Below are 22,606 nucleotides of genomic sequence, written 5' to 3' on the forward strand. Positions count from 1 at the left end.
TGTAATTATTGTAAGTCGCTAAAATTTTTTCCACCAAATTTTAGAATCGCTGATCCCCATGTGAAACCGCCACCAAATGCGTCAAGAAGCAAAACTGAACCATTTTTGATGCGACCGTCTTCGTAGGCATCATTTATAGCCATCGGAATTGAAGCAGAGCTTGTATTGCCATATTTAGCAACAGTCAAGACACATTGCTCATCTTTAAAATTTAATCTATTTTTTACTGCATCTATTATTCTTATATTCGCTTGATGAGGTATAAAAAAATCAATATCTTCGCTTTGCATTTTGTTTGCATGCAGAATTTCTATTACGCTTTTGCTAAGTGTTTGAACTGCTATTTTAAAAACTTCATTTCCACTCATATGGATGAAATTTAGTCTATTTTTTAGTGTTTCCTCACTGGCTGGAAATACACTTCCGCATCCTGGAGTTATTAAAAGTTCAGCTTGCTTACCATCGCTTGCCGTATGAATATCAATGATCTCATTACCATTACTACTACTAATTACAGCCGCACCTGCCCCATCACCAAATAGTATACAAGTGCTTCTATCTGTATAGTCAACAATAGGGCTTAATTTTTCGGCTCCGATAATTAATACGTTTTTTTTGGCACCGCTAACAATGAGAGAATTTGCAAGCTCTAAAAGATAAATAAAACCTGTACAAGCCGCACTTATATCAAATGCTGTAACTCCATAGCTTAAACCCAAATTTGCAGCTATTTTGCAAGCAGTAGATGGCATACAAAGATGATCTGGAGATATTGTAGCACAGATGATTGCATCGATTTGAGCTTTATCAAGCCCTGAGCGTTTTATGGCTAATTCACCAGCCTTTGTACCAAGATCACTTGTTGTTTCGTTAGTTGCAATATGCCTTTGTTCGATACCTGTTCGCTTTACTATCCATTCATCACTCGTTTCAACCATCTTTTCAAGGTCAAAATTTGTCAGAATTTTTTCTGGAATATAAGAAGCGATAGAAATCAGTGAAGCTTTTGGCATATTTTACCTTGCAAAGTGCGAAAGTTCTTCTTCGATAACTTTATTTATATTTGAATTAGCAAATTTTATTGCTTGAAAAATTGCATTCTTTATAGCTTTTGAATTGCTTTTGCCGTGACTTATGATAACGCAACCATTTACACCAAGAAGCGGTGCACCGCCATATTCGTCATAGCTAACCTGCTTTTTGAGCGTTTTAAAAACTTTTCTCATGAGTACAGAGCCAGCTATAGCAAGAGGTGATTTTTTAATTTGTTTTTTGATAATTTTACCTATAGCATCTGCAACGCCTTCACTAGTTTTTAAAAGAATATTTCCCATAAAACCATCACAAACCATTACATCGATACTGCCATCAAAAATTTGATTACCTTCTGCATTGCCAACAAAGCTATCAAGCCTAGAAACTAATTTAAATGCTTCTTTGCTAACTTCATTGCCTTTGCTTTCTTCTTCACCATTTGATAAAAGACCAACTTTTGGCTCTTTTCTACCTAAAATTTCTTTTGCATAGGCTTCACCCATTATGGCAAATTGAAACAGATGCTCACTTCTGCAATCAACATTTGCACCAACATCTAAAACTAAAGTAGCAGATTCTTTTGAATTTGGCATAAGTGTTGCAATTGCTGGGCGAGAAATATTTTTTAGTCTACCAATTCTTAGAGTAGCTAAACTCATAGTTGCACCACTATGACCAGCAGAAACTACAGCATCAACTTCCTTATTTTTTAAGAGTTCAATTGCTTTGTAGATCGTACTATCTTTTCTCTTGAGTGCATCAGTTGCACCATCTGCCATTGAGATAACTTCGCTAGCTTCTAAAAATTCGATATTTTTTAAATAAGATTGTGGAATGAGTGGTTTGATGACATTGCTATCGCCAACTAATACAGCTTTAAATTCTGTCTCTTTTAGTGCTTCAATAACACCAGATATTATAGGATCTGCACCAAAATCACCACCCATAGCATCGATAGCAATGCGAATCATATTTTAATATTCACCTGTAGTTTTGTTTATACGGTGAGGCATTTTCCAAGAACCATCTTTGTCTTTTACAGGTACTGGAAGTGTAACTTTATAATGTGTTCTACGTTTTGCTGCACGAGAATGACTCACTCTTCGCTTTGGTACTGCCATTTTTACTCTCCTTTATAAATTTTTACATTTTTCACAATAGAAATAATCACTTTTAAAAGCTTCTAACTCGCTCTCAAAGACTTCTTTTAAATCAATATTGCCATCAAAAAATTCCATCGTATCGCTAAGCTCATTTTCGCTATCTTTATAAATACCGTCACTTAAATTTAGCTCTACATCTTGATCGATAGGCAACATAAATGCTTCACCACATCGATCGCAAACATAATTTATATTCCCTTTTATTTTGCCTTGGCATTTTACCAAAAAAGGATCTTTTCTTTTTAAAATTCCAATAAAAACTAAATTATCATTTCCTACTAGCTCAAAGCTTATATCTTTGTTTGCTATTTTAGAAAAAGATATAATCAATTTTCTTGACCTAAAATTAGCAAATTTCTCTTGAAGCAAAGAAGAAATTTATCTCATTCACAGCATTTTCTAGGCTGTCACTTCCGTGAACTGCATTTGCATCAATACTATCGGCAAAATCAGCTCTTATCGTACCAGGAGTTGCTTCTTTTGGGTTAGTTGCACCCATTAGCTCGCGGTTTTTAGCAACTGCATTTTCGCCCTCTAAAACCATAACCACAACTGGCCCGCTTATCATAAATTCGACTAGATCGTTGAAGAAAGGTCTATCTTTATGAACTGCATAAAATGCTTTTGCATCGCATTTGCTAAGTTGAATTTTCTTTGTAGCTGCGATCCTTAGGCCGTTACTTTCAAATCTATCTATAATTTTTCCAACAACATTTTTCTTAACAGCATCAGGCTTAATAATAGAAAGTGTTCTTTGCATAAATTTTTCCTTAAATCTAGGTTATTTAAATTGAAGTTGGCAATTATATCAAATAAAGCTTAAAAATAAAATAGGCTCAAATTGAGCCTAAAATTTATAAATATAAATTTATTGAATAACTGGAATAGAACCATTGCGTGCATCAGCACCGATCTGATCGCGAGAAGGTTGTCCCGCTACAACAGCGTCCCATACAATACAACCGTCAGTTGGACAGGCAGAAGCACAGGCTGGCTCATCATTATAGCCTACGCACTCAACGCATTTATTTGAATAAACATAGTATGTATCTGCTCCAGTTGGGTTGTCGCTATCATCAACTATAGCTGAAACTGGGCATTCATCAATACATGAACCACAGCTTATGCATATATCGGTTATTTTTACAGACATTTTTTCTCCTTAAATAAAATTTTGGCGTAGAATATCAAAAAAAGCTGAAAATGATATAAATAAGCCCTTAAATTTAACTACGATCTTGAATTTTAGAAAAACTACTTTATAAATCTTTTATCACTTTTAGACTAAATTTACAGATTAAAATTTTAAAAAGGTTGTATAAATTTAATGAACGATATTATTGAAATAACTGGCGCAAGAGAACATAATTTAAAAAATATAAATCTCAAAATTCCAAAAAATAAATTAGTAGTTTTTACCGGTCTTAGTGGCAGTGGCAAGAGCACGCTAGCCTTTGATACACTCTATGCTGAGGGGCAAAGAAGATATATGGAGAGCCTTAGCAGCTATGCTAGGCAGTTTTTAGACCGTGTGGGCAAGCCTGATGTCGATAAGATCGAGGGTTTAACGCCGGCTATTGCGATCGATCAAAAGACGACTTCTAAAAACCCTCGTTCGACAGTTGGTACTATTACAGAAATTTATGACTATCTAAGGCTTTTGTACGCAAGGGTCGGCGTGCAGCACTGCCATAAATGTGGCAAACCTATCTCAAAAATGAGTGCAAGCGATATCATAAATGAAATTTCAAAGCTCCCGCTTGGTTCAAAGGTAATCATTTATGCGCCGCTAGTGCGTGAGAAAAAGGGCACATGGGCGGATTTGATCGAAAATTTACGTCAAAAAGGCTTTGTGAGAGCGCAGATAGATGGCGTGGTAGTGAGGCTTGATGAGGAGATCGAGCTTGCAAAAACGAAAAAACACACGATCAAGGTCATCGTTGATAGGATCGCTATCGATGAGCAAAATCACGAACGCCTTGCAAGTGACGTAGAAAAGGCGCTAAATGAGAGTTTTGGCGAGGTCGAGATAGAGATCGCAAACGCTGATGAGCTGGGCTTAAAAGAGAGCTTTATACATTACAGCGAGCACATGGCTTGTTTTGATTGTAAAATTTCATTTACGCCGCTTGAGCCACTTAGTTTTAGCTTTAACTCACCAAAGGGTGCTTGCGAGCACTGCGACGGACTTGGCATAAGATATAGCCTAGATATGAGCAAGATCATCGACGAGGAAAAGTCGATAGAAAACGGTGCGATCAAGTTGCTTTATGGCTATAACATGAGCTATTATTATAAATTTTTGCTTGCTTTTTGTGAGCAAAATGGCATCGATATCAAAAAGCCTTATTATGAGCTTAGCGAAGATGAAAAGAGGCTTGTTTTATATGGAAATGTCAAAGAAGTTGAGTTTTTTTGGAAGCGAAATAAACTACTTAGAAAGTTTGATGGTGTTGTTAAAATTTCACACGGGCTTTTGAAGGATTATAAAGACTTTGATGAGTATATGAGTGAGAAAATTTGTGACGCTTGTAACGGTCACAGGCTAAAGCCTCAAAGTTTAGCGGTCAAGGTCGCTGGCCTTGGACTTGGTGAAATTTTAGATATGAGCATAGAAAACTGCACCGCTTTTTTCTCGAATGAGAAAAATTTCGCATATCTTAGCGACTATGACAAGGCGATCGCAAAGCCTATCTTAAAAGAGATCAACGAGAGGCTTTTCTTTTTGTATGACGTGGGGCTTGGCTACTTGTCGCTTGGACGTGATGCTAGGACGATCAGCGGTGGCGAGGCACAGCGCATCAGGATCGCGAGCCAGATAGGAAGCGGGCTAAGTGGCGTCATGTACGTGCTTGATGAGCCAAGTATTGGCCTACACGAGCGAGATACACTAAAACTCATAAAAACGCTTAGAAATTTACAAGCCAAAGGCAACTCTGTAATCGTCGTCGAGCATGATAAAAAGACGATAGAAGAGGCTGATTTTATCGTAGATATCGGCCCTGGAGCTGGTAAATTTGGTGGTAATGTGGTCTTTGCAGGTACGGCAAAAGAGCTTTTAAGCTCAAACACTCAGACCGCACAATACATAAACGGTAAGAAAAAGATCGACTATCAAAAAAATAGAAAAGCTGAGAAGTGGCTTGAAATTTCAAATGTAAATATCAACAATATCTCAAATTTAACCGCAAAATTTCCACTTAGAAACCTTGTGGGTATCACTGGCGTTTCAGGATCTGGTAAGAGTTCGCTAATACTTCAGACCTTGCTTCCAGAGGCGCAGGAGCAGCTAAATAGAGCCAAAAAGGTAAAAAAGATAGCTGGGGTAAATTTAAGCGGACTTGAGAATTTAGACAAGGTCATATATCTTGATCAAAGCCCGATCGGCCGCACCCCACGCTCAAATCCAGCGACATATACTGGCGTGATGGATGAGATAAGAAATTTATTTGCACAGACCAAAGAGGCAAAGCTTAGAGGCTATAAAATAGGGCGCTTTAGCTTCAATGTCAAAGGTGGGCGCTGTGAGAAGTGCCAAGGTGAGGGCGAGATCACTATCGAGATGCACTTTTTACCTGATATAAACGTGGTTTGTGACGTTTGTAATGGCGCTAGATATAACGCTCAAACTTTGGAAATTTTATACAAAAGCAAAAACATTGCTGAGGTTCTAAATATGAGTATAGATGAGGCGGTTGAGTTTTTCAAGGCTGTGCCAAAGATCGCTTCAAAACTCACCACGTTGCAAGATGTAGGGCTTGGCTACATCACGCTTGGACAAAATGCAGTCACACTTAGTGGTGGCGAGGCGCAGCGTGTGAAGCTAGCAAAAGAGCTTAGTAGAAGTGATACCGGAAATACGCTTTACATCCTTGATGAACCAACGACGGGGCTTCATTTTGCCGATGTTGATAGACTAGTAAAGGTGCTAAATCACTTAGTTGATCTTGGAAATTCAGTCTTTGTGATCGAGCATAATATGGATGTTATTAAAAACTGCGACTATATCGTTGATATGGGACCAGAAGGCGGCGCAAAGGGTGGCAAAGTAATAGCGTGCGGCAACGTAAAAGAAGTAGCTAAAAACTATAAAAAAACTGGTAGCTACACTGGAGAATTTCTGGCACAAGAGCTTGAGGAAATGAAGAAAAAGTAGAAATTTGGCCCAACCGTTTCTTTATAAAATTTAAAACGGTTGAGGCGTGTCGGAGTGTTAGCTAATTTTTAAGGTCGATTTCTCATCTATAGCACTTGAAGCTAGAGCCCAAAATAGTAGCATTAAAAGTGCATTTTCGTGGTGAAATGTTGTGTTTGCAAGTGAAATTATATTATTAGCCATAAGCATTAAAAGTGCAAGAAAAACTATGTTATTTTGTCTAAAATTTTTAATAAATTTTATAAAGAGTGATAGTTGAAATACCAAATATGCAAGCAAGGCAACGATGCCCTTTTCTGTTAAAAATGTTAAAAAGGTATTGTGTGCGTGACTAACATGAACTTCAACATTGCCTGGAAAATATTTTGTTATATCAATGATCTTAAACTCGCCAGAACCTATCCCAAATAAAGGGTGTTCTAACCACGTATAAAATGCGCTAGCAAAGATTGGATATCTAGTCTCTGATCCAGTGACCCCCTTTGTTAGTTGACTATATAACCTTTCATCTTGAGCAATATTTGCTGATATATATATATAAGAAATAGCTATTACACCAAATAAAATTATCAAGCCTAGTAAAAATTTTATTTTTATCTGTTTATTTAAAATTTCAAAAAGTAAGTAGGTAAAAATAATGATTGGTAAAAGATACATTGTAGCTCTAGAGCCAGCTATCATTATACCAAGGACACAAATTCCGGCAACACTTATGCCTATGTACTTTTCAAAAATTTCTTTGCTATTTATCGAAACTAATGCTACACAAAAAACTAGTAGCATAAAAATAGCGCTATGATTTACATGTCCGATTGATTTAAGCTCAAAAAGTGCTAAAGGATCATTTGAAGTGAATTTTTCTATACAAGCAGGGATAAACGCAGCAATAAAACCAGCAAATAAGGCAAAAAATAAAAATTTAAAATTTATTTTTTCTACGCCGACACTTCTGGCTACAAAGAAAAATAGCATACACCTTAGCGGATCAAGCGCTCTTGATGCAGAAACTCCATTTACAAGGCAACTTATAAAAGTAGCCAAAACAAAGATAAAAAGCGAGATATTTATGAGATCAAATTTAAATTGCCTTTTTTCTTTGACGCAAATATAAATTCCAGCCAAGACGAAAAGTGTGAGTGAAATTTGTTTTAAACCCTCAGTTACCGGCAGTGTAAATAAGACAATAACTAAAAAGAGATTGTAGAGCTTAGAGACAATGTCGTTTTTCATGCAGATCCTTTAAATTTTAAGTGGACATTTTATCATTGCTGAACTAAAAATAATATACAATTAAACAAAAATTAAAAGGAAGTATCGTGCCTGATGTGAAAATAAGCTTTGTAGTGCCTGTTTTTAACAAAAAAGAGCACATTAGGGATTGTTTAAATTCGCTTATATCTCAAGACATGGATGATATTGAGATTATAATTATTAATGATGGAAGTACTGATAATACGCTAGAAATATTAGAAGAATATAAAGATAAAATAATATTAAAAACAAAGAGCAATGCCGGTGTTAGTGCTGCCAGAAATGACGGTATATTGCTAGCTAGTGGCAAATATACTATCTGCGTAGATGCTGATGACTATGTGGAAAAAGATTATGCTTCATGCGTTTATGATATCGCAGAAAAATTTGATGCCGACATAGTGATAACAGATATGTGTAAGGTCTATGATTATAAAAAGCTCCTTTTTAAGGATTTTGAGACAAAAGAGGATGGCGTAATCGATAAAAACGAGTATTTAAAAAGGCTTTTAGCCTCAAGGCACAACAAAGTCTTGCATAATGCGGCAAACAAGGCGATTAGGACTAAAATTTTAAAAGAAAATTTATTTCCAGTTGGGATCACGCAAGCTGAAGATTTTCACACTGTAGTGAGAAATGTTATCGCTTCAAAAACTCTTGTAAAGCTAAATAAGGCTTTTTATTACTATAAGATAGGAGACAACAACACTGCTGGCTTTGAAAAATTAAAAGCTGTGATGGATCATAAATTTGTTTATGATGACATAATCTCAATTTTAAAAAACAAAAATTTAGCTCTTGAAATGGTTCCAGATCTAGAGCTTAGAAAGATAAAAAGCGTCTATATGCCAGCCATTTTGGCAAGACCAAATCTAAAAAATAGTAGCTATGTAAAGGTACTTGATCTCTTTTATGAAGATAGTGATAGCATCATAAACTCAGCTGGTTTTTCAAAGCTTAGATTAAAACAGAGAATTTTGCTTAAAGTGCTAAAAAATGTAAAATCGTACGAAAATGTATCAAAAATTTTAAAAATCTTTAATACAATAAATGGCTTTTTGTCAAATAAAAAAATGAAAGAATTTAAAGAGTAGAAAATGATAAATATACTTGAGCTTGAAAGCTCTCTTGGATTTGGTGGGCAAGAACACCGTACACAGCGTGTGATAAATGGGCTAGATAAGAGTAAATTTAAGGTTTTTTATGGGCTAAATCCTGGCTCAAAAAGCTTTGAGAAGCAAATAGAGTGTGAATTCGTTGAGTTTAATCTCAAAAAGTCTTTCAATATCTTTGAAATTTTAAAAATTTGCAAATTTGTAAGGCAAAATAACATAAAAATAATCTCAACTCACTCGGGAAAAGATGGCGCCATTGGAGCGATTGTGGGTAAAATTTGTGGCGTCAGTGTGGTTCGCACTAGGCATTTGCAGCTGCCTATAACATCGCCTTTGCCTTATAATCTAAGTACAAAAGTAGTCGGCGTGTGTGACTCAGTTTGCGCTGATCTTATCAAAAGAGGCGTGAAAAAGGAAAAAGTCGTCAAAATTTATACAGGCATCGATACGCAAAAGTATACACCAGAATTTAAGATAAATATGAAAAAAGAATTTGGCCTAAGTGACGATGTAGTAGGCATTTGTATTGTGGCAGTGCTAAGGGCTGCTAAAAACCACAAGCTCTTAATCGATGCTTTTAGTGAGCTAAATTTAGAAAAGTCAGCCCTTTTCATCGTAGGTGACGGCCCTCAAAATGAGAACCTAAAAGAGTATATAAAAGATAAAAAAAATATCTTTATGCTCGGCAACAGAACCGATGTGAGCGATTTTTTGGGCTCACTTGATATCTGTGTGTTACCTTCAGACATGGAGGCTATCGGCGGAGCGCTACTTGAGGCGTCTTCGTGCAAGCTTGCTACTATTGGAAGCGATGTGGGCGGACTTGGTGAGGCTGTGAGCGATGGCAAGAGTGGATTTTTATTTCAAAATGGCGATAAAGAGGGGTTAAAAAAGGTGCTTGAAAAGCTCATTTTGGATGAAAATTTAAGAAAACAGATGGGCGAGTTTGGCAGAAAGTACGTAAAAGAGACATTTAGTATCGAAAAAATGATAGAAAATACACAAAATTTATATATGGAACTTGTAAAATGAGCGTAACGGTTTTGATGTATCACCACGTGCTTGAAAAGAGCGGCTTTATCGCTAGTAGCGTGGATGAGTTTAGATCGCATATGAAATTCTTAGCCGAAAATGGTTATAAAACTCTAAGCGTAAATGAATTTATCGCGTACAAAAAGGGCGAGCTTGAGGTGCCTAAAAAGAGCGTTTGCATAACATTTGATGATGGCTGGATGGATAACTACATTTACGCCTATCCTATTGTGAAGGAATTTGGGCTAAAGGCAAATATTTTTATAATTACTGGCTGGATAGAAGCGGCACAAAAGGCACACGAGATGAGGCCTGCTAACTTTTTAAATGTTGATCACAACGAGTGCAAGAGGCTTGCTCCAAGCAGGCCGCAAGATGTGATATTAAATTTAGAGCAGATCGAGAAAATGAGTGATTGTTTTTACTTTCACTCACATACACATGGCCATTTTGATGGATATTTTGGGCAGCTGAGCCTAGACGAGGAATTTGGTCTTTGCCGTGAGTTTATGAAGAAAAACTTTGGCTTTGATGATGAGGCACTTTGCTGGCCAAGAGGCAAATATAGTGATGAATACCTAAGTTCTGCTAAAAAGCACGGATATAGCGCATTTTTCACTACAAAACGTGGTATAAACAAGGCTGATGGCAACCTTGAAGAGATAAAACGCATTGTTACAAAACGTGATGAAAAATGGCTAAAAAAGACTATGTTTATATATCAAAATGATATTTTAGGCTCGATTTACGCGGCTATAAGGTCCTAGTGGGCTAAATTATTTGGTAAAAATTTTCTCATTTTTTACTATATGCTTCTCGTAGAATCTTGAAACCTTGTATGAGAAATTTTTATTATATTTTTTAAAAAGAGAATTTATCTTCTCTTTTTGCTTTCTTTGGTTTTCCAAGCTAGAGTAGCCTAGCTCCTCTGGATGAGAAAAGATGTTGCTAAAGTACATTTTTATATCAGTGTTTTTTAAGATTGCCTCCCATTTATCGGCTCCGTAAAGGCCATCTTTGTAAAAATCAAGTAGAGCTTTTGCACTCTTTCTTGTTAGAATGTAAGCAGCCGTTCTATATATACTAGCGTATGAGTATGGTGAGATAAGATATAAATTTTCTTTTATTTTTTTGCCAAAAGCACGAAATCTACTATTTAATCCATCTTGCACACCGCATATCAAAATGCTATCACTACTTATATCTTTGCATAGCAAAAAGGCCTCATTTATTAATTCGTCATTTCCAATAACATCATCCTCTAATATTAAAGTAAATTCCGCGTTGCCTTGTAAAAAATCCTCATAAGCTTTTATGTGTGACATTGTGCATGCTAGCTCACCTGGTGTCGCAATTAATGGCGGTATCTTAAATTTATAATCTTCATCACAAGATTTTAACAAGCAATCTATCATGGCGCCGTAATACTCATTGACACTAAAATTTTTAGCATCAACCGCATCTATTATTTTAAATTCATCATATCTGTTAAATTGTTTTTGTAAATTTTGCCTTCGCTCTTCATCTCTTTTTAGTGATATAACATAGATAGGATAGTTCACTTTTTACTCCAGTGATTTTAAATATTTCGCTTTATTGGCGATTTGAACTCTAATTTAAATTTATACTCAAGACCTGCTAGATCAAGCTCTTTTTTGTTTATATGCTTTTGAGTGTTGTCCAGATCTTCGCCGGAGTTTCTCTTATAAATTCCAGCGATTCTATCCTCTTCATCCATGCTTAAAATACAGAGTATATCGCATTTGCTGATGCGTGCAAGAGGGCTGGCGCTTGCGTAGATCACAACCTTTATAAATGGCATGATAAATTTAAAAAATGGTCTTAGCTCATCTTTGTGATCGGCTTTAATTTTTATCCTTGGTCGTATAAAAAAGAGATTTACGCTCATTACACCATCGTCTATGACAGCGATCTGATGCGGTTTAAAGTCTCCAAAGCCTTTGCGCCTTAGTTCTTTACCAAGTGTGCTTTTGCCACTACCATGAAGCCCAGTAAGAGCGATTAAGGCTCGTTTTTTATCTTTTAAAATTTCTTTGCAAGCCTCATTTAATGCTTCAAGCATTATTTATAGCCTCTATTTCTAAAATTTGAATATAAATTTCCTAGCACCGGCGTTGAATATATAAAAAGCTTCTTTTTAACCCTAAAAATGTAGTCACTCTCGCTCTTCGCATTGTTTGATATGTCTATGCGTCTTATCTTAAATTTATCATCTCCTACGCAAAATCCGCCATCTATCACACTAAAAGCAAAGTCATAATACTCTCTTACAACTTTTAGTGAAAGCTCGTTAAAGTGCCCTTTGGGAAAGCAAAAGCCAAATTCTTGTTTTTCAGGAAATAGCTCTTTTATCTTAGCCAGCGAGCTAGAAAATTCCTCTCTTAATTTTACTTCATCGTTGCTCTTGCAAGAAAAGTGGCTCGCCGTATGGCTGTCAAACTCAAAAAGCCCACTATCTCGCATCTCTTTGATTTCGTCTAAATTTAAAAAATACTCACCGTCCTTTTCGTAGTCTATTTCTTTATGTTCTTTAAATGCAAAGTCGTAGTCTTGCCTTTTAAAATCCTTGATCTTGTCTGTTATCAAAAAGCAAACAGCTGGGATATTTAGCTCTTTTAAGATAGGAAATGCAAATTTATAATTGTCAAAATATCCATCATCAAAGGTTAGTAAAATACTCTTTTTGGAGGCTTTTGACCTGCTGGCAACGATATCTTTAAACTGGCCATAATTTATAAATTTATAGCCCTCATCAAGCGCCATAAGAAGCGCTTTTTTAAATAGCTCTGGTTTAATGGCAAAGTCATTTTCATTGTTATTGCAGTGGTGCATCGTTAGCACGCAAACTGGGTAGTTCATTTTTGCTCCAGTAAATTTTTAATAGCTTCTTTTAGCGCCTTGTGGCTAAAGTTTTCATCCACAAATTTAAAGGCGTTTTGTGAGTAAATTTTGGCTTTTTCAGGCTCATTTATCAGCTCTAAAATGCACTCTTTTAGTGAAATTTCATCTAAATTTCTAGCACAAAGCCCACGCTCTTTATCTTTAACTAGCACGTTCATCGGCGCGTTATCATAGACTACAACTGGCACTTTTGAGCTCATCGCCTCAAGCAAAACTGTGCCAAGCCCCTCAGAGTGCGAAGCAAATACGTAGATATCAAAGCTTTTTATAACGTTTGCCGCGTCATTTCTAAAGCCAGTGAAGATGATCTTATCTTTTTTGCTAAAAATCGAGGCAATCTCATTTTTTGTGCTTTCGCTGATATTTCCTGCAAAAACTATTGTGGCGTCCTTCTCTTTTAAAATCTCTTTTGCTGCATTTGCAAAGTCGTAGACACCTTTCTTGCGGTAAAGCGAAGTAAATGTACCGATAACTAGCTCATCTTGAGATATATTAAACTTATCTCTAAATGTGCTTTTTGTATCATCTATCGCCTCCACATCGACTGTACTTGGCATAAAAACTAGCTTATCTTCGCTAACGCCAATGTTTAGCAGGTACTCTTTGACGCTATTTGAGATGTATAAAATTTTATCAAATAGTCTTTTGTGCATTAGTTTTGAAAGGAAGCCTTTTATAGGAAAAAGATTATGCCTTTCCTTGTAAAATTTAACGCCTTTGCTTCTGTAAAATAGCCCAGCAATTGCTCCAACCCAGCTATCAGTCGAGCCATGTGTGATTACGATATCTATCTTGTTTGAGCTTATCGTTTCGCAAAGTGCTGGTACGCTTTTATGAAAATTTTTCTTATTCATCTCTTGTGCTATAACACTAAAGCCTTCTTTTTTTGCAATGCTTTCTATCTGAGAATTTGGGCTGCAAAAAAGTATGACATTATGACCCATCTCGCGCATAAAACGCATCTCGTTTAGCGTCTTATTTTGCTCGCCACCCCAGTTAAAAAGTGTCTGCGTGTGAAGAATATTCATCTGCCTATCCTAAAATTTCTTTTATTTTGGCTTTTATTTTTGGCATTTCGTCGCTAAAATCCATCAAGGTCTTTTCTATGCCATGCTTTACTATACCTTCCTTGTCGCAAGGCACGAAGTCCCAGTCTTTTTGATAGACGATGTGTTTGCCCATGCTTTGGATGCCATTTTGCGCTGTGTAGCCATTTTCCATGAGTGAGTTATCCCAAGGCCCCCACTCAAAAGCATTGCTTGGACCAAAAAAGGCTATGACTGGAACGTCATTAGCAGCGGCAATGTGCATTATAGCTGTATCCACTCCGATAAAAAGGCTTGAGCGCTTTGATAGGGTGATCGTTTGTTTCAAATTTAGCTTGCCATCTAAATTTATGGGCTCACTCTTGCAAATTTTTAGCACGCTTGCTAGCTTTTCAAGTTCATTTTCTTTATTATCGCTTGTTAGCACGACCTTTACACCAAGCTCATTTTCGCAGTAGTCAATGAGCTCTGCCATGCTCTCATCGTTTGCGCATTTAAACATCCAGCGACTTGTAAGATGCATATGAACAAAGCATTTTGGTAAATTTAGATGCTCCACGCTCTCGTCTGAAAATACGCTCACCTTTTTGCTAATCGGTTCAAATCCCAAAGCTCTTAAAGCATTTAGATTATGATCGATCGTATGTGAAAAATTTTCATAGTATTTCGCTTTGACGTTTAGAAGCTTATTTATTGATTGATTTTTGCCAAGAAAGCCTACTATTTTTTTGATCTTTGCGTATTTTGAGATGATGATGCCGCGATCCCCCGTGGTTGTTTGTATGGCCATATCGTATTTTTCTTTTTTGATGGCTTTTATAAATTTTATCTCGGTAATTAGTTTTTTTAAAAAGCCAGAATTTGCACTTTGTCTATCGTAAATGTGAATTTTATTTATATAAGGATTTCCCTCGATCATCGCTTCTGTACCTTTGTTTAGGGCAAAGTCGATGGTTGCATCTGGGTAGTAGTGGTGCAAATTTTCAATGAGCGGCGTGGTTAAAAGTACGTCGCCGATGTTTCTAAATTTAATTACAAGTATTTTCATTTTATATATTTCCAAAATGTGTACTGGGCGTAAAGTCTAGCGATAACATAGCCCGCAAAGCCCTCTTTAAAGCCACCTTTTAGCACATAAAGCTTAAAAAATGTCCAAGCTGGGCTTGCTAGAGCTTTAAATAAATTCCTTTTTGCCCCCATGCTTGAGTAGCGATTTTGCTTGGCGATAAACTGCTCGATGCTCTCGTACGCGTAGTGCAAGAAGTGATTTTTAAGCATTCCAAGCTTTTGTGAGCCGTCATTGAAAATGACCTTTTCATGCACGGCTCTGCCATCAAATTTGGCAAAATTTTTGTTAAAAAGCCTCACTGTGTAGTCTGGATAGAGCCCCATGTTTTTTATCGCTTTGCCAAAGAAAAAATTTAGCCTAGCAACGTTGTAAGCCATAAATTTAGGCTCTTTTAGCGTGCTAATGATCTCGTTTTTAAGTTCATCCGTGATCACCTCATCGCTATCAAGCACAAAGACCCACTCATTTTTAGCTAGATCCACGCCTCTTTGCTTTTGCGTGCCAAATCCCAGCCATGCTTGCTCGTGAAATCTCACGTTGCTAAAGCCATCACAAATTTGCCTTGTGCTATCTTTTGAGCCGCTATCAACCACGATGACCTCATCAGCAAAATTTGTACTTTCTAGCACTTCTTGTAGATATTTTTGGCTGTTAAAAGTTAAGATGACAATACTTAGCATTTATACTCATTTTCGTAAAATCTCTTAAATCTTTGGTGAAACCAAAAGTATTCCTCAGGCCTTGCTCTAACCATCTCTTCGCACGCGCTGCACTGCATTTGCGTTACTTTTTGTACCGCCTCTTCTTTATCAAATTTATTTATATCAATGGCTGGCGAAAAGCAAATTTCGCTTATATTTTCATCTTTTTGATAGATAAATGCATTAATTATTAGGGCATTTGTTTTTTGAGCTAGTACGCTTGCGGCTGGTGTGTGAAGCACATCTTTGCCAAAAAATTTCACCTTTATCCCATCTTTTGGTGCGGTATTTTGATCGACTAAAATTCCTACTATTCGCCTAGCTTTTAATGCTTTTAAAATATCTTTTGCACCACCATCTTTATCTATTAGCTCCACGTCAAACTGCGATCTATTTGCTCTTAAAATTTTATCCATGACACTGCTATCAAGCTTTCTGCCAAGTGCTGAAGAGGCTCCAAAGCGAGCTGCGACAGCTAGGCCAAATATCTCCCACTGCCCAAAATGCGCAGTTGTAACTATGATAGGCCTGCCAGATTTTATCGCATCAAGCAAAAAGTGCTCATTTTTAAAAACAACTTGTTCAAGTATCTTTTGCTTTGTCGTGTTTTGATTTAGGATGAAATTTATACCAAGATATTTTGCAAAGTTGTAGTAGCATTTTTTGGCGATTTCTAGCTTCTCTTCTTTAGTTTTCGTTTCGCCAAAAGCAAGGTCTAAATTTGTCATCACGACGTGAAATCTCTTTTTTTTAAGCTTCATAAACGCAAATGCTAAAAATTTAGCAAGCATGTTTTGAAGCGAGCTAGGCAGTAAAAATATAAGAAATTTTAAAGTATAAAAGCCAGCTAGATAGAGCCTATCCATTTAGTAGCCTTTTTGCAAAATTTGCAATCGTTTCTGGGTAAATTTCTTTTATACAAAAGTCGTTTTTATCGATACTTCTCGCATCTATTTGCTTGCCCATATCTATAACTAAATTTTTATCCGTGATGTAAGCATTTCTGTGGCTTGGACGGTTGCCAAAAAGTGTGATAGAAGGCCTATTTACAGCCCATGCAAGGTGAGTTAGGCCACTATCATTGCCAATTACTAAATCACAGCTTGCAATGAAACTTATCATCTCTTTTATACTTAGTTTTTCAAGTAGCTTTGCTGAGGTGCCTGAAATGATCGCCTCAGCCCTTACTTTTTCGCTCTCGTTGCCGTAGCAAAGGTAAATTTCGCACTCTCCAAGTAGCCTGATCACATCTTTAAATTTGTTATAAATTTTGCTCTCTTCGCTTGCGAATGCAGCGATTAAAATACGTTTTTTACCACTTTCATTTTTATAAATTTCACTTACTTCAAAGCAAGGTGCTTTTTCTAAAATTTCACTTGCTTCAAAGCTAAAATTTAGAGCAAAAGCCACAAGTGCCAAATTTCTAATGATTATATTTTCGTTGTAATCAATTTTAAATTTATGTCTATAAAGCCTGGCTGCGATCTTTTCTTTGACACTTTCTCTACTAAAGCCATAAGTTTGCCTGCCTATTATTTTTGCTACGACAGCTGATTTAAAAAGTCCTTGCAGATCGATCACTTTGTCAAATTTACCAAGCACTTTTAGTATCTTGTAGCTTTGTCTAAAACTTTGTTTAAGTGGTAAAACGACTAGCTCGTCGATAAGCGGATGATCTTTTAAAAGGCTTGCGAAACGAGCATCAGCTAGCCACGTGATATGGGCATTTGGGTAGTGCTTTTTAATAAACTGAAGCACAATAGCTGCATGTACGATATCCCCAAGAGCTGAGAGTTTGACGATGGCTATTTTTAGCTGATTTTTGTTTTGCATTGATCACTTTAGATATAAATTTTTGGTATGATTTTAAAAAAAAATGCTTAAAAAAGGGCTAAAATGGCGAAAAGTTACATCTGTGTCTTTGACTGCGAAACGATACCTGATGCAAATTTGATAAGAAAAATTTATGGCATTGATGGGAGCGATGAAGATGTGAGCATGCAAGCGATGACGCTACAAAAAGAGGCCAGTGGTAGTGAGTTTTTGCCTGTGATGTTTCATAGAGTTGTGGCGATCTCTGCTGTTATAGCTGATGAGTACGGCAAATTTTTAAAAGTTAGCACGATGGAGGGCAAGGATGAGCGCGAGATCATCGCTAAATTTTTAAAATTTATAAATGACTATAACCCAAGGCTAGTTAGCTTTAATGGCCGTGGCTTTGACCTACCGATGCTAATGGTGCGTGCGATGCGCTACAATCTAAATGCAGCGGCGTATTACGAGAGCGAAAACAAAGAGCTAAATAAAAATAAATGGGAAAACTATAGAGCCAGATATTCGCCTAAATTTCACCTTGATCTGCTTGATTTTATAAGCGATTTTGGAAGCGTAAGAGGGCTAAAGCTTGATACGCTTTGCGCTAGCTTAAATTTACCTGGCAAGTACGATGTGCACGGCGATCAAGTGCTTGAACTCTACTACGCAGGCGAGCTTGATAAGATAAACGAGTACTGCGAAAGCGACGTGCTTAACACCTACTGGCTCTTTTTAAAATTTGAACTTTTACAGGCAAATATCTTACAAGATGACTATATAAATCACCTAAACGTGATGAGTGAATTTCTAGCCAAAAACTGCGCTCACAGAGGATACACTGAGGTCTTTTGCACTGCGATAAGTGATGAGCTAGCTAGACTTAATGGCAAGCTTGATTACGAGATAAAGATCCAAAAAGAAGATGATGAAGAATTTGATGATTTTAGCGATTTTGATGGTGTGAAAGATACACCAGAGCAGCTAAATGAGCGTTTGGCAAGACAAGGGCTTGATGGACTTTTAAAAAAGGCTAGCGAGGTTGCATCAGCTGCCAAAAAAGATAAGAGTTTTGCCGAAGAGAAGCTACCTGAAATAAATTTAGACGAAGAGTAGAAATTCTACGCTTTTATGCTGTAAAATATCTTTTGTTACTCTATGGAATTAATATCCTGATCCGCGGAATATCACGGGTACTCAAATCCAAATTCATACTCTTTTAAAACTCCATTAGAAAAGATGAATTTCTCGTAGTAGAGTGGCATATCAAATTCTTGCAAGAGTTTGCTTTCATTTTGCTCAGTGATGTAGGTGACGATAGAGGTGGCATTTTCTTCTTGTAGATCGTTTGGTTTACCTAGCTTCTTTAAAATTTGCTCTTGTTTGTCACCAAGTTTTATGCCAGAATTTGTAGTGAAATCTTTTATTATATTTACTTTTGCAAAATATTTTTGATACTAATTGGATCATCTATGACTGTTAAGTTACCTTTATCTCACTATCTTCTATTTATTTGAATTTTCCGGTCGATATTCTAGTGGCTTTGCTAAGTATTAAGAGCTCAAAAACACATAAAATTATCCTATAAATATATTTACTTTTTAATATATTACTCAAATTACCTAATTACTACTTATTTTTATAAAAGTTTTTTCTCATGTCATTAAGAATTTTTGGAATGATTTGATTTATATAAAGTCTATTCTTTTTACCATGATCTACGTAGTAATTTTCTACTTTATTAATTTTTTCATCGTTTGTAGTTTCATCTATATACCCAAATTTCCAAGTGTACTCATACAAATAAAATTCCGAGGCTAATTTTTTAAAAAGTATATAAAAGTCCACTATATTTCCATCTCTGTCTTGGGTTCCGCCTTTAAACTCAATTATACTACCATTAGCTGTAACGCTCCACATGGACATATCGTTGTAACAAAAATTCCATTTTTTCATTTTCTCTTTGTAAATAATGGCACACTCTTTTATGTCTATTGCTCGACCCAGATTGTCTTCATTATAATTACGTAAAATTTTGACAGAATAGCTATCACTGCCTATTTTAAAATAATAGTTAGATGCGTCTTTGTATTTAAAATTTGGTATTTCATCTTTTCCCATACCTTTGCAAGCCAGCAATGATACTAATAAAAATGCACTATTTAAAAATTTGAAAAATTTCAGCATTTCTAATCCTTGTGTAATTTTCTTTTCTATCTCTTTTGCTTTGGTTGTCGGTCCCCCTATTAATAACATAAGTTATTTTATCCACTACATTTTCGTTATTTGAGTCATTTTTGCTCTCATCTGCTATTTTGTGCAAATTATTGGAAAGCCAAAACCAAGCAGCACTCATTATCGCATACTTTCCATATTCGGCTACTAAAGTAGGTTACATCTTCTATTCTTTTATCAAATTTATTAGTCAGGTAAATTCTTGGATGTAAATTTATAAACATCTACGCTACCGTCTTTTTCCTCATATAGCCATAGCTCACAGATATTTTCAGGATTAGTGTCAAAGAACTGAACCAAGAGAGTATTTTTGTTTATCCATTTAAAATCAAAGTCATAAGAATAGTTATTTGCATCATAGGTCTTGTATCTTATATTTTTCATACATTCTATGTCTTTTATAGGAGGTTCATAAATAAGAGCATTTAAAATTGGCTCTTTGTACATATTTAATATTGTATCTCCACGGTAAGTGACCATACTTTCAACCCAAATTTTCTTTGCAAGCTTTTTACAGTCTTTATTTAAAAACTTTTTAGGTATCGTCTTTTTCTCCCAGCTATTATCATGATCATCTGTTGCAAATGATAAATTTACAGCTAAAAGTAAAGCTAAGATTATTTTAAAGATTGATTTCATAAATATATCGTTCATTATTAATCGGGTAAATTTTTAGACGTAAAACTATATACATCTACGCTACCATCTTCTTCTTCATATAGCCATAATTCACAGCTTGATTTAGAATATTTATCAGCATGAAAATGTAGTTGTACCAAAAGACTTTTGTTGTTTAACCACTTAAAATCAAAGTCGTAACAAAAATTTTTATTACACTCTTTGTATTTTTGATTTTTTAGATGTTGTATTTCTTTAATTTTTAAGTCGTAGTCGCCATATAAATTTAAAATAGGCTCTTTGTATATATTTAATATAGTTGTTTGACGATAGGAAACCTTGCTTTCATTCCAAATGTCTTTTGATATTGTTTTGCAACCTTGACTCAAAAACTTTTTTGATATTGTCTTTTGCTTCCAGCTATCATAATAATCATCTATATAATCATCTGTTGCAAATGATAAATTTACAGCTATAAGTAAAGCTAAGATTATTTTAAAGATTATCCTCATAATATTTCTCCAAAAGTATTTTTGTATCCTTCCTTTAGTATTTCCAGTGGGTCTGCTAGATCCTTACGTCTTTTAAATTTATTGTTCGAATCATTAGTGACAGTTAAAGGATCATCTTTGTTGGCTCCATTTGTAAAGTACTCAAAGTGAAGCATGGTTACTATTTTTTTATCAACTATATTTGGGTGATCACCGTTATCAATCATTAGCCCAGAATATCCTATAACCTGACCTTTTCGTACCATATCACCCGCTTTTACTTTTACTCTTGAAGGATCAACCTCGCCATATCTTATTATAAAGCTACCAAATTCTACTGTGTCGTATTGTATCGTTATGTGATCGGTTTTACAGTAAAAATTACCAGTCTTTATTACTTCGCCATCAGCTATAGATACTATCTCTACATCTGACTTAAATGTTTTTATGTCTACATTCTTTTTAAAAGGCATATCTGTATATAGATCTCTTGCGGCGTGTTGTCTTTTGCCATTATTTCTATTTCTGCCAAATATTGCTTGGCTCTCGCCCTTGTCTCCTAACATAAGCGTCCAGTCATATTCCATGCCTCTATCATTTAAAGGCTTGATTTTTAGTGGAAAAACTATCTCATTGCTCATCTCTACTTTTACTAAGACTTCTTTATCTCCATCTTCCCACATACCTTTATCTACTCTAGTTAAACTCTTTGATTCATTAAAAGAGTTAATAAATTTATCCATATTCTCTTTACTTAATAAATTTATACCAAGTTTATCATCTTTATCTGCATTAGACTGATTATTACTAGAGATCTCTTCTTTTGCATAAATTTGATAGCTCTTATTTGTTTTCTCATCACTTTTTAACTCTTTGCTTAGCTTGTCGTCTTCATAGATATTTATCTCATTTGAAGAGATATTTTTACTTATATATAAGTAATTACCATTTTTTATTAAAGCATCGTCTTTATTATCACTAAACTTTAATTTAGCATCAAATGCCTTCTCTTTTATAGCATGCTCAAACTCATATATAACTAGCTTATCATCTTTAAATTTAATATATAAAGGTATCTTTATATCTATTCTTATATGATTTTTGCCATATCTTGTATAAAACTTAAATTTATCCTTATCACCTTCAAGATATGCAAAAAATACTATAGTATGACCACCTTGCTTTAGCTTATCTAGATCATCTTTTTGTATAACATCTAAAATTTTAAATGTTATCTCTTTACCTTTTTGTTCTTTTAGGGCTACTACATCTTTTGGATTTGATTTGGATAGTTCATCATACTCTTTACTTTTTATGACCTTATATCCCCAAAGTATCTCTTTATATCTCTTACTGCCTTTTTCTTGTTTATATATAGCCTTTAAGCATATTGGCTCATTTGTCTTAAATGGATACTCACTATCAGAGATTACATTTGTTATATGATCTGTTATATCTCTTAACGAGACCTTATTGCTATAGCAAAAGTTAGAGCTACTCTTATCTTGATATCCTAAAGATATTACAGCTGTATCAGAGTGAGCATGAATATCTTTAGTGCTATAAACTTTACTTAGATCACTTGAATAAAGTATAAATTTAGTATCTCCTTTATTCTCTTTGTCTATTGGGATATTAAATGTAGCTGTATATGAGTTTTTGATATCTGAGTCTTCATTTTTTACTAAAGATATACTCTCATATATACTTTTATCAAAGCAGTGATGAAGATATATCTTATCTATATCTTCACTTGCCTTACCATCTTCGTTTTCAATGATGAGATTGTTTATTGTAAGAGTAAGACCTGAACTTGATGCTGATGTAGGCACTACATTGTTGCCATGAGCTAGACGAAGCTTCATATCAAACATAGCCGAGTCTTTATCATCTCTTAGGGTAAAGTTATTTTCTTTGGCGAAATTTAATAAAGAGAAATTTAGGTGTTTGTTGTTAGACG

The 22,606-nt window shown here is 35.3% G+C and carries 24 protein-coding genes; 5 read left to right on the top strand and 19 right to left on the bottom strand.

Annotated features, from left to right (window positions below):
• Nucleotides 1-5: 5 nt before the first annotated feature.
• The 6 genes from A3854_RS03235 to A3854_RS03260 all read right to left on the bottom strand — a co-directional run bounded on the left by A3854_RS03235 (nt 6) and on the right by A3854_RS03260 (nt 3,351).
• Nucleotides 6-1,013: a beta-ketoacyl-ACP synthase III gene (locus A3854_RS03235; protein ID WP_084041291.1), complete on the bottom strand. Its 1,008-nt coding sequence runs from the start codon at nt 1,011-1,013 to the stop codon at nt 6-8.
• Between the two features lie 3 nt (nt 1,014-1,016).
• Nucleotides 1,017-2,006, bottom strand: a complete 990-nt coding sequence (gene plsX / locus A3854_RS03240) for a phosphate acyltransferase PlsX (protein WP_084041292.1) — start codon at nt 2,004-2,006, stop codon at nt 1,017-1,019.
• A 3-nt stretch (nt 2,007-2,009) separates the two neighbouring features.
• A complete protein-coding gene (rpmF, locus tag A3854_RS03245; RefSeq protein WP_002942540.1) occupies nt 2,010-2,156 on the bottom strand; it encodes a 50S ribosomal protein L32 in 147 nt (48 codons plus the stop codon).
• Between the two features lie 12 nt (nt 2,157-2,168).
• Complete coding sequence (locus A3854_RS03250; protein ID WP_084041312.1) at nt 2,169-2,528, bottom strand: hypothetical protein; 360 nt, start codon at nt 2,526-2,528, stop codon at nt 2,169-2,171.
• A gap of 16 nt (nt 2,529-2,544) precedes the next feature.
• A complete protein-coding gene (gene ndk, locus A3854_RS03255) occupies nt 2,545-2,958 on the bottom strand; it encodes a nucleoside-diphosphate kinase (protein ID WP_084041293.1) in 414 nt (137 codons plus the stop codon).
• A gap of 108 nt (nt 2,959-3,066) precedes the next feature.
• A complete protein-coding gene (locus A3854_RS03260; protein WP_021091598.1) occupies nt 3,067-3,351 on the bottom strand; it encodes an NADH-quinone oxidoreductase subunit I in 285 nt (94 codons plus the stop codon).
• 174 nt (nt 3,352-3,525) lie between these two features.
• Here A3854_RS03260 and uvrA point away from each other — a divergent pair, with 174 nt between their 5' ends.
• Nucleotides 3,526-6,354: an excinuclease ABC subunit UvrA gene (uvrA, locus tag A3854_RS03265; protein ID WP_084041294.1), complete on the top strand. Its 2,829-nt coding sequence runs from the start codon at nt 3,526-3,528 to the stop codon at nt 6,352-6,354.
• A 57-nt stretch (nt 6,355-6,411) separates the two neighbouring features.
• On the opposite strand, the gene A3854_RS03270 is transcribed toward uvrA, so the two are convergent.
• The gene (locus tag A3854_RS03270; RefSeq protein WP_084041295.1) at nt 6,412-7,584 is read right to left on the bottom strand and encodes an O-antigen ligase family protein; all 1,173 of its coding nucleotides are present in this window, start codon (nt 7,582-7,584) and stop codon (nt 6,412-6,414) included.
• An 86-nt stretch (nt 7,585-7,670) separates the two neighbouring features.
• On the opposite strand from A3854_RS03270, the gene A3854_RS03275 reads away from it, so the two are divergent.
• The 3 genes from A3854_RS03275 to A3854_RS03285 are packed head-to-tail and all read left to right on the top strand — an operon-like array spanning nt 7,671 to nt 10,519.
• Nucleotides 7,671-8,699, top strand: a complete 1,029-nt coding sequence (locus A3854_RS03275; protein WP_180378638.1) for a glycosyltransferase family 2 protein — start codon at nt 7,671-7,673, stop codon at nt 8,697-8,699.
• A gap of 3 nt (nt 8,700-8,702) precedes the next feature.
• Nucleotides 8,703-9,752, top strand: a complete 1,050-nt coding sequence (locus tag A3854_RS03280; RefSeq protein ID WP_084041297.1) for a glycosyltransferase family 4 protein — start codon at nt 8,703-8,705, stop codon at nt 9,750-9,752.
• Nucleotides 9,749-10,519, top strand: coding sequence for a polysaccharide deacetylase family protein (locus A3854_RS03285; RefSeq protein WP_084041298.1), 771 nt, complete (start codon nt 9,749-9,751; stop codon nt 10,517-10,519). The genes A3854_RS03280 and A3854_RS03285 overlap by 4 nt, the downstream gene beginning before the upstream one ends.
• A 9-nt stretch (nt 10,520-10,528) precedes the next feature.
• On the opposite strand, the gene A3854_RS03290 is transcribed toward A3854_RS03285, so the two are convergent.
• The 8 genes from A3854_RS03290 to waaC are packed head-to-tail and all read right to left on the bottom strand — an operon-like array spanning nt 10,529 to nt 17,323.
• The gene (locus tag A3854_RS03290; RefSeq protein ID WP_084041299.1) at nt 10,529-11,314 is read right to left on the bottom strand and encodes a glycosyltransferase family 25 protein; all 786 of its coding nucleotides are present in this window, start codon (nt 11,312-11,314) and stop codon (nt 10,529-10,531) included.
• A gap of 17 nt (nt 11,315-11,331) precedes the next feature.
• Entirely contained in the window at nt 11,332-11,835 is a 504-nt protein-coding gene (locus tag A3854_RS03295; RefSeq protein ID WP_084041300.1) for a hypothetical protein, read from the bottom strand.
• Nucleotides 11,835-12,632: a polysaccharide deacetylase family protein gene (locus A3854_RS03300; RefSeq protein WP_084041301.1), complete on the bottom strand. Its 798-nt coding sequence runs from the start codon at nt 12,630-12,632 to the stop codon at nt 11,835-11,837. The genes A3854_RS03295 and A3854_RS03300 overlap by 1 nt, the downstream gene beginning before the upstream one ends.
• Complete coding sequence (locus tag A3854_RS03305; protein ID WP_084041302.1) at nt 12,629-13,702, bottom strand: glycosyltransferase family 4 protein; 1,074 nt, start codon at nt 13,700-13,702, stop codon at nt 12,629-12,631. Before A3854_RS03305 ends, A3854_RS03300 begins: the two co-directional genes overlap by 4 nt.
• 4 nt (nt 13,703-13,706) lie before the next feature.
• Nucleotides 13,707-14,768: a putative lipopolysaccharide heptosyltransferase III gene (rfaQ, locus tag A3854_RS03310; RefSeq protein WP_084041303.1), complete on the bottom strand. Its 1,062-nt coding sequence runs from the start codon at nt 14,766-14,768 to the stop codon at nt 13,707-13,709.
• Entirely contained in the window at nt 14,765-15,469 is a 705-nt protein-coding gene (locus tag A3854_RS03315) for a glycosyltransferase family 2 protein (protein ID WP_084041304.1), read from the bottom strand. Before A3854_RS03315 ends, rfaQ begins: the two co-directional genes overlap by 4 nt.
• The gene (locus tag A3854_RS03320) at nt 15,463-16,356 is read right to left on the bottom strand and encodes a lipid A biosynthesis lauroyl acyltransferase (protein WP_084041305.1); all 894 of its coding nucleotides are present in this window, start codon (nt 16,354-16,356) and stop codon (nt 15,463-15,465) included. The genes A3854_RS03315 and A3854_RS03320 overlap by 7 nt, the downstream gene beginning before the upstream one ends.
• Nucleotides 16,349-17,323, bottom strand: coding sequence for a lipopolysaccharide heptosyltransferase I (waaC, locus tag A3854_RS03325; RefSeq protein WP_084041306.1), 975 nt, complete (start codon nt 17,321-17,323; stop codon nt 16,349-16,351). The genes A3854_RS03320 and waaC overlap by 8 nt, the downstream gene beginning before the upstream one ends.
• A 63-nt stretch (nt 17,324-17,386) precedes the next feature.
• On the opposite strand from waaC, the gene A3854_RS03330 reads away from it, so the two are divergent.
• Nucleotides 17,387-18,418, top strand: coding sequence for a 3'-5' exonuclease (locus tag A3854_RS03330; RefSeq protein WP_084041307.1), 1,032 nt, complete (start codon nt 17,387-17,389; stop codon nt 18,416-18,418).
• Nucleotides 18,419-18,931: 513 nt separating this feature from the next.
• Here A3854_RS03330 and A3854_RS03340 read toward each other — a convergent pair.
• The 4 genes from A3854_RS03340 to A3854_RS09780 all read right to left on the bottom strand — a co-directional run.
• Entirely contained in the window at nt 18,932-19,558 is a 627-nt protein-coding gene (locus A3854_RS03340) for a hypothetical protein (RefSeq protein WP_141081823.1), read from the bottom strand.
• Nucleotides 19,559-19,723: 165 nt separating this feature from the next.
• Entirely contained in the window at nt 19,724-20,176 is a 453-nt protein-coding gene (locus A3854_RS03350) for a hypothetical protein (protein ID WP_084041311.1), read from the bottom strand.
• 17 nt (nt 20,177-20,193) lie between these two features.
• A complete protein-coding gene (locus A3854_RS03355; RefSeq protein ID WP_072594473.1) occupies nt 20,194-20,667 on the bottom strand; it encodes a hypothetical protein in 474 nt (157 codons plus the stop codon).
• The coding region (locus tag A3854_RS09780) for a M23 family metallopeptidase (protein WP_257639869.1) at nt 20,664-22,606 on the bottom strand (1,943 nt) is incomplete at its 5' end. The genes A3854_RS03355 and A3854_RS09780, both read right to left, overlap by 4 nt.

The sequence above is a fragment of the Campylobacter concisus genome, from assembly GCF_002092845.1.
GTDB classification, from domain to species: domain Bacteria; phylum Campylobacterota; class Campylobacteria; order Campylobacterales; family Campylobacteraceae; genus Campylobacter_A; species Campylobacter_A concisus_AQ.